Below are 7,719 nucleotides of genomic sequence, written 5' to 3' on the forward strand. Positions count from 1 at the left end.
CACCAAGCTCGTCGTCATGTACCCGAAGCCCGCGGACCCCGCGAAGTTCGATTCCTACTTCCGGAACACGCATATGCCGCTCGTCAAGAAGATGCCGGGCCTGAAGGCCCACAGCTTCGGTCCGTCGACCGGGCCGGACGGCGGCGAAGGCCCTTATTTCTGGATCTTCGTCGGGACCTGGGACAGCAAGGACGCGCTCGGCGCGGCTCTCGGTTCGCCCGAGGGGCAGGAAGCGGTCGCCGACATCCCGAACTACTCGCCCGACGCCCCGACCATCGCGGTGATCGACGCGACCGACGGCTGACGTCTCAGGCGGCCGCCCTCGCCTCCTCGCGGGCGGCCTGCCACACCTCGCGCGCGGCGTCGGCGTTCATCGCCGCGATCGCGAGCCCGACGATCAGGTCGGGCCAGGCGCTCAGCGTCAGCGCCGTCGCGAGGCCCGTCCCGATGATCGCGACATTGGCGATCGCGTCGTTGCGGGCCGACAGGAAGGCGGCCTTGGTCAGGCTGCCGCCCGCGCTTCGGAAGCGGGCGAGGATCAAGGCGCAGGTCACGTTCACCGCGAGCGCGCCGGCCCCAGCGAGCGACAACGCGACGGGCGCCGGCGCGACCGGCGTCCAGAACTTCGCCCAGGCCATCCAGAGCGTCGCGAGACCCGGAATGAGGATGATCGCGGCGAGCGCCATGCCGGCCCTCGCCTGAGCCCGGGGCGTGAATCCGAGCGCGAGTAGGATCAGCAGGTTGATCGAGGCGTCCTCGAGGAAGTCGACGCTGTCGGCGATGAGCGAGACCGACCCAATCTCAAGCGCGACCGCGAACTCCACACCGAAATAGCCGAGGTTCAGCGCCGCGACGATCGTGACGGCGCGGCGCAGCGCGCGGTCGGCCGCGACCTCGCTCCCCCCTGGTCCGGTCAGTAGAGCCCGCCCGTGCCCGAGCGGACCGCGCGATCGGCCTCCGGCGTCACCGTCTCGCTGCGCGGCGCGGCGGCCTGGCCGATGATCGAATAGCTGTCGGGCGGCGCGGTGCCGGGCTTGAACGCCTCGAGGATCGCCTTGCCGTCGCCGCCGGCGGTGCGCATGCCCGAGGACGGGTTGATGCGGATCAGCTTGATGCCCGGCGGCACGCGGAACGGCGTCGCGGGCTTGTCCTTGAGCGCCTCCTTCATGAAGTCGCCGAACACCGGGGCCGCGACCTCGCCGCCAGTCTCGCCCTCGCCCATCGACCGCGGCTTGTCATAGCCGAGATAGACCCCGACCACGAGGTCGGACGAGAAGCCGACGAACCAGGCGTCCTTGTAGTCGTTGGTGGTGCCGGTCTTGCCGGCGATCGGGCGGCCGACCGACTTCAGCTTGGTCGCGGTGCCGCGCAGCACCACGCCTTCCAGCATCGACGTGACCTGATACGCGGTCATCGGATCGAGCACCTGCTCGCGGGCGTCGACGAGCTTCGGCTCGTCCTGACCGGCCCAGGCGGTCGCCATGCAGCCGACGCACTGCCGGTCGTCGTAGCGGAAGATCGTCTTGCCAGTGCGGTCCTGGATGCGGTCGATCACGGTCGGCGTGACGCGCTTGCCGCCATTGGCGAACATCGAATAGGCGGCGGTCATCTTCAGCACGGTGGTCTCGCCCGCGCCGAGCGACATGGAGAGCAGCCTCGGCAGGTCGTCCATCACCCCGAAGCGCCTGGCGTATTCGGAGATGATCGGCATGCCCATGTCCTGGGCGAGCCGGACCGTCATGACGTTGCGCGACTTCTCGATGCCGAACCGCAGCGTCTGCGGGCCATAGAACTTCTTGGCGTAGTTCTCCGGCCGCCAGATGCCCACGCCCGGCCCCTGGTCGACCTCGATCGCGGCGTCGAGCACGACCGAGGACGGCGTGTAGCCATTGTCCAGCGCCGCCGCGTAGATGAACGGCTTGAACGACGACCCCGGCTGGCGGAGCGCCTGGGTCGCACGGTTGAACTGGCTCTCGTCGTAGGAGAACCCACCGGCGAGCGCGAGCACGCGGCCGGTGAACGGGTCCATCGCGACCAGCCCGCCGGAGATTTCAGGCACCTGGCGGAGCTTGTAGGTCGAGGCGCCGTCGGCGGTCGCCTCGACATAGACGACGTCGCCGGGCTTCAGCACTTGCGAGACCGTCTTCACTGCGCGGCCGCGGTCGGGCCCCTTGGCCCATTTCGCCCAGCGCACGCCCTCCAGCGGCACCTTGGCGGTCACGCGGTCGCGGGTCACCTGCCCGGTCTTCTCCCGCCCGGGCTGGAGACCGATGGTCGCGTCGTTGGTCCCGGAGTCGAGCACGACGGCGAGCTTCCACGGAATGTCGCCATAGGCCGGCACGTCGGCGAGCGCCACGCCCCAGTCGCCCCGCGGGTCGATCTCGCGCTCGGGGCCCCGCCAGCCGCGCTGCTCGTCGAAACGCACGAGACCAGCCGACAGGGTCCTGCGCGCAAGGTCCTGAAGTTGCGGATCGAGCGTGGTGCGGACCGACAGCCCGCCCTCATAGAGGCCCTTTTCGCCATAGCGCTCGTAGAGCACCCGGCGGACCTCCTCGTTGAAATATTCGCTGGCGGCGAGCTGCGTGCCGGTCGGCCGCGGCTTGACGTCGAGCGGCTCCTTCTTGGCCGCGTCGCCTTCTTCCCGCGTGGCGGCGCCGTTCTCGACCATGCGGTCAATCACCCAGTTGCGCCGCTCGATCGCGCGCTCGGGATAGCGGAACGGATGATAGTTGTTCGGCGCCTTGGGCAGCGCCGCCAGATAGGCGGACTCCGCGAGCGTCAGTTCGTTCACCGCCTTGTCGAAATAGACCAGCGACGCCGCGCCGACGCCATAGGCGCCCATCCCGAAATAGATCTCGTTCAGATACAGCTCGAGGATGCGGTCCTTCGAATAGGTCTGCTCGATCCTGAGGGAGAGCAGCGCCTCCTTGATCTTGCGCTCGTAGTTCTGCTGGTTGGTGAGCAGGAAGTTCTTGGCGACCTGCTGGGTGATCGTGGAGGCGCCCTGCGGCCGGCGGTCGGCGTTCTGGAAGTTCGAGATCGCGGCGCGGGCGATGCCAACGAAGTCGAGCCCGCCATGCTCGTAGAACGACTTGTCCTCAGCCGACAGGAAGGCGTTGACGGCGCGCTTCGGCACCGCCTGGATCGGCAGGAACAGCCGCCGTTCCTTGGCGTATTCGGCGATCAGCCGCCCGTCATTGGCGTGCAGCCGCGTCATGATCGGCGGCTCGTACTTGGACAGCTGCTCGTAGTCCGGCAGATCGCGCGAGTATTTCAGGGCGAAGAAGCCGACGACCGCAGCGCCCGCGAGCCCCAGCAGAGCGCCGGTCGCGAACAGGAAGCCGATGGCACGGACGAGTAGGCGCAACCCCGACCCCTCATAGGCGCTGGACGGCGCTGGGCGCGGCCGTCACCCCCGATCCGCGACGCGACGGCTCAGCCGCTCGTGCGATCCTTCTATGCGCACGGCATCGTGCCGCTTTGTGGAGAATGTACGGCGCCGGCCGCGCCGCCTCAATTCGCGCGGCCAGGCGTGCCCTGCGCGACACGGGTGGCGAAGTACCGGTCGACAGCCTCGGCGACCGCCTGCGTCGCCTGCTCCCGCCACGCCTCGGACATCATGAGCTTCGCGTCGTCCTTGCTGGACAGATAGCCGAGCTCCAGCAGCACGGAGGGCACGTCGGGCGCGCGCAGCACCCTGAAGCCCGCGGAACGCAGCGGGTTCTTGTTGAGCTTCGCGGCCTCCTTGAGCTCGCGCACCAGGCCCTTGGCGAACTGCTCGGTGAAGGCGGACGTCTCGCGCCGCGTCAGTTCGAACAGGATGCCGGCGACCTCCTCGGGCTCGTCGGTGAGGTCGAGGCCGGCGATCAGGTCAGCGCGGTTCTCCTTCTCGGCGAGGCGCTCCGCCTCGCGGTCCGAGGCCCGGTCCGAAAGCGTGTAGATCGTCGCGCCGCGCACGCCGAACGGATCGGCGAGCGCGTCGGCGTGGATCGAGATCATCAGGGCGGCGGCGTTGTCGCGCGCGATCTTCACCCGACCCGGGAGCGAGACGAAAGTGTCGTCGTCGCGGGTCAGCACGACACGCCGCTCACCGTCGGCCTCGATCTTATCCTTCAGCCGCTTGGCGAAGGCGAGGACGATATCCTTCTCGCTCGCGCCGTCGGGGCCCGCGGCCCCGGGGTCGACGCCGCCATGGCCGGGATCGATCACGACGACGGGCTTTTCGGCGTCGGCGGGCGCCGCCGCGGCCGCGGGCTTGTCGATCGAGCCGGTGGGATCACGTTCCGCGGCGGAGACGGACTGCAGAAAGGACTTCCGGTCGCTCGGCGTCAGGTCGAGCACCAGCCGCGCGGGCTGGCCGTCCACCGGGTCGAGCACGAAGGCCTTGTCGATCGCGACGGGCTTCTTGACGTCGACCACGATGCGCGACCGACCGGGCGCCAGTACGCCGAAGCGGAAAGCGCTGATCAGCCCCCTGCCCTCGCGGCCCGCGGTCTCGGGCAGCCTGAACGCCACGTCCGGAAGGTCGATGACGACGCGGTAGGGATCGGCGAGCGTGAAGGCGCGGATCGCCGCGACCGCGGTGAGGTCCACGACCAGGCGCGTGCGCTGGTCGTCGCCAGCGAGCCGCGCCTCGGTCGCGACCGCGACGGGGCCCGCCCATGCGGAAGCGATCCCGGCGGCGAGCAGGGACGAGACCAGAGCGGCGATGGCGGCAAGGCTGCGAATCATCGCGGGGAGACGCGCCTCCTGAAATCGCCCCTGCATTAACGGCCCAGAACGATTGGTTACGAGCGTAGGGTTAACGCTTGATGATGACGCTCGCTCGGTTCGTCGGGCGCTGTGGCCTCCGACGCACAAAAAACCTTGGACGATCGCGGCGCTCGGATGCTCCGGCGGCTTGCGACGCTTGTCAGATAGGACCTCTGTCGGCTAGAAAAATTACGCTTACGTCGAAGCGAAACGAGTCTCTGCGATTTGAGAGACGGGTTTTCGCGGCTTTGACGGCGATGTCCGAAGCGTCCGCGCGCGCCCCGTGACCTTGAGGTCACCCGGCGGCTGGCTGGGTTGACCGGCCGATGTGGCGTTCCTGTTTCGGCGTAGCCGCGCCTTTCGACGGCGAGCCGCCTGCGACGCAGTCATGGGCGACGTTCCGATGGCGGGCGCCGCCGATCACCGATCGGCCGCCCAGATGATTTGTGAGGTGCTTCCGGGAATGCGCACGGCGACGCACGCCGCTTTCGCTTCGTCCGGGACATCGATCCGCCGGCGCCGCCGGCGTTCGTTCTTCGCCGCCACGGGCTTCGCGCCCTTCCGCGGCCAGCATTTCCCGCTTCCAAACCCCGCCGGGCGTCGGTCGCGCTTCATGAGCGCCCCGCCCTCGTCGTCGCTTGCGACGGCGGACGGCCCGCCCGGCCGCACACAAGAGTTCCGTAAATGGCCAACAAAATGCTCATCGACGCCACCCACGCGGAGGAGACGCGCGTCGTCGTCGTCCGCGGCTCCAAGGTGGAGGAGTTCGATTTCGAGAGCGCGAACCGCAAGCAGCTCCGCGGGAACATCTATCTTGCGAAGGTGACGCGAGTCGAACCGTCGCTCCAGGCGGCGTTCGTCGAATATGGCGGCAACCGCCACGGCTTCCTGGCCTTCAGCGAGATCCATCCCGACTACTATCAGATCCCGGTGGCCGACCGTCAGGCGCTGATCGCCGAAGACGAGAAGGCGCGCGCGGAAGAGGACGAGGAACCCGCGGACAAGCCCGTGAGCGCCGGGCGGCGGCGGCGCGGCCGCGCCCGCCCGAAGGCTTCTCCCACCGACGAAGCCTTGGCGAGCGAAGGCGAGGACGACGGCGAGACGGCCGCCGCGGCGCCGGCTGACGAGGGGGAAGCCGCCGAGGCCGACGCGGCGGTGGCCGAGCACGTCGCCGAACAGGCTGAGAAGGTCGAGAAGCTCGAGGAACAGGACGACGGCGAGGCCGACCCGGACGAGGACGAGCATCCGGTGGAATCGATTGGCGCGGGCGACGCGCTCGAGGAGCTGCCCGAGCGCGCGCCGCGGCGCCTGCGCTCCTACAAGATCCAGGAGGTCATCAAGCGCCGCCAGATCCTGCTCGTGCAGGTCGTCAAGGAAGAGCGCGGCACCAAGGGCGCGGCGCTGACCACCTATCTTTCGCTCGCCGGGCGCTACTCCGTACTGATGCCGAATACGGCCCGCGGAGGCGGCATCTCGCGCAAGATCACCTCTGCGCAGGACCGCAAGCGCCTGAAGGAGGTCGCGAGCGACCTCGACGTGCCGGAGGGGATGGGCGTCATCCTGCGCACGGCCGGCGCGAGCCGCACTAAGCCCGAGATCAAGCGTGACTTCGAATATCTGATGCGCCTCTGGGAGACGGTCCGCGATCTGACGCTTAAGTCGACCGCGCCGGCGCTCGTCTATGAGGAAGGCTCGCTGATCAAGCGCTCGATCCGCGATCTCTACAACAAGGAGATCGACGAGGTCCTGGTCGCGGGCGAGGACGGCTACCGCGAGGCCAAGGACTTCATGCGGATGCTCATGCCGAGCAACGCCAAGATCGTCCAGCCCTACCGCGACAGCCAGCCGCTCTACTCCAAGATGGGCGTCGAGACCCAGCTCGACGCGATGTTCTCCAACATCGTGACGTTGAAGTCCGGCGGCTACATTGTGATCAACCAGGCCGAGGCGCTGGTCGCGATCGACGTGAACTCGGGCCGCTCGACGCGCGAGCACAACATCGAGGACACGGCGCTCCGCACCAATCTCGAGGCCGCCGAGGAAGTGGCGCGGCAGCTCCGGCTGCGAGACCTCGCGGGGCTGATCGTCATCGACTTCATCGACATGGAGGAGTCGCGGAACAACCGCGCGGTCGAGAAGAAGCTCAAGGACTGCCTGAAGAACGACCGCGCGCGCATTCAGCTCGGCCGCATTTCGCATTTCGGCCTGATGGAGATGTCGCGCCAGCGCATCCGCACCGGCGTGCTCGAGAGCTCGAGCGAGGTCTGTCCGACCTGCAGCGGCGTCGGCATCGTGCGCGCCGTCCCCTCGGTCGCGCTGCACGTGCTGCGCATGGTCGAGGACGGGCTCCGCAAGGACGCCTCGCGGAACCTGCTGGTCAAGACGCGCCCCGAGGTCGCGCTCTATCTGCTCAACCAGAAGCGCGGCCACATCCGCGAGATCGAGACGCGCTTCGGCGTGTCGATCCAGTTCGGGGCCGAGAGCCACTTGCCGGCCGGGCAGCACCTCCTGGTCGAGCGCACCGATCCCGCGAGCGGCGAGATGCGCGCGCCGGTGACCCAGGTGAGGGTCGACTCGATCGAGCCCGACGAGGTCGAGGTCGAGGCCGAGGCGCCGGTCGAAGAAGAAGAGGCAGTGGCGGCCGCCCCGCAGCCGCAAGGCGGCGACGACGAGAAGGGCGAGAACGACCGCAGCGGCGGCAGCCGGCGCCGGCGCCGGCGGCGCCGGCGCGGAGGCCGCGGGAACGGCGCCGAGGCGCAGGCGGACGCCTCCGAGAATGGCGATGAGGACGACGCCGACTCCGAGGCCGGCGCCGGCGCGGCGGCGACCCCGGAGGCTCAACCGGTCGCCGAGATCGCTGCAGCCGCCACCGAGACCGAGGGCGAACCGGCGATCGCCGAGAGCGCGGCCGAGACCGCCGAAGGCGGAGAGGACGACGGGACGTCGAAACCCCGCCGGCGCGGAGGG

Annotated in this window: 5 protein-coding genes; 2 read left to right on the plus strand and 3 right to left on the minus strand. The window is 69.1% G+C overall.

What is annotated here, in order from left to right; genetic code table 11:
- On the plus strand, positions 1–304 hold a 304-nt coding region (locus tag EK403_RS08190; RefSeq protein ID WP_245479584.1), incomplete at its 5' end, for an EthD family reductase.
- A 4-nt stretch (positions 305–308) separates the two neighbouring features.
- On the opposite strand, the gene EK403_RS08195 is transcribed toward EK403_RS08190, so the two are convergent.
- From EK403_RS08195 to EK403_RS08205, 3 genes are all read right to left on the minus strand, one after another.
- Entirely contained in the window at positions 309–917 is a 609-nt protein-coding gene (locus EK403_RS08195; RefSeq protein ID WP_428979587.1) for a cation efflux transmembrane domain-containing protein, read from the minus strand.
- On the minus strand, positions 914–3,367 hold the full coding sequence (locus EK403_RS08200) for a penicillin-binding protein 1A (protein WP_128777012.1): 2,454 nt from the start codon (positions 3,365–3,367) through the stop codon (positions 914–916). The genes EK403_RS08195 and EK403_RS08200 overlap by 4 nt, the downstream gene beginning before the upstream one ends.
- Before the next feature lie 146 nt (positions 3,368–3,513).
- Complete coding sequence (locus tag EK403_RS08205; protein WP_128777013.1) at positions 3,514–4,731, minus strand: N-acetylmuramoyl-L-alanine amidase; 1,218 nt, start codon at positions 4,729–4,731, stop codon at positions 3,514–3,516.
- Positions 4,732–5,436: 705 nt separating this feature from the next.
- Between EK403_RS08205 and EK403_RS08210 the strand changes: the two genes are divergently transcribed.
- A partial coding sequence (locus EK403_RS08210; protein WP_164919538.1) for an Rne/Rng family ribonuclease occupies positions 5,437–7,719 on the plus strand: 2,283 nt, incomplete at its 3' end.

Source organism: Hansschlegelia zhihuaiae (assembly GCF_004103825.1).
Classification (GTDB): domain Bacteria; phylum Pseudomonadota; class Alphaproteobacteria; order Rhizobiales; family Methylopilaceae; genus Methylopila; species Methylopila zhihuaiae.

Excerpts from the sequence above, each read along its gene's own strand:
- EK403_RS08205 (WP_128777013.1), bottom strand. The coding sequence starts at position 4,731 with ATGATTCGCAGCCTTGCCGCCATCGCCGCTCTGGTCTCGTCCCTGCTC.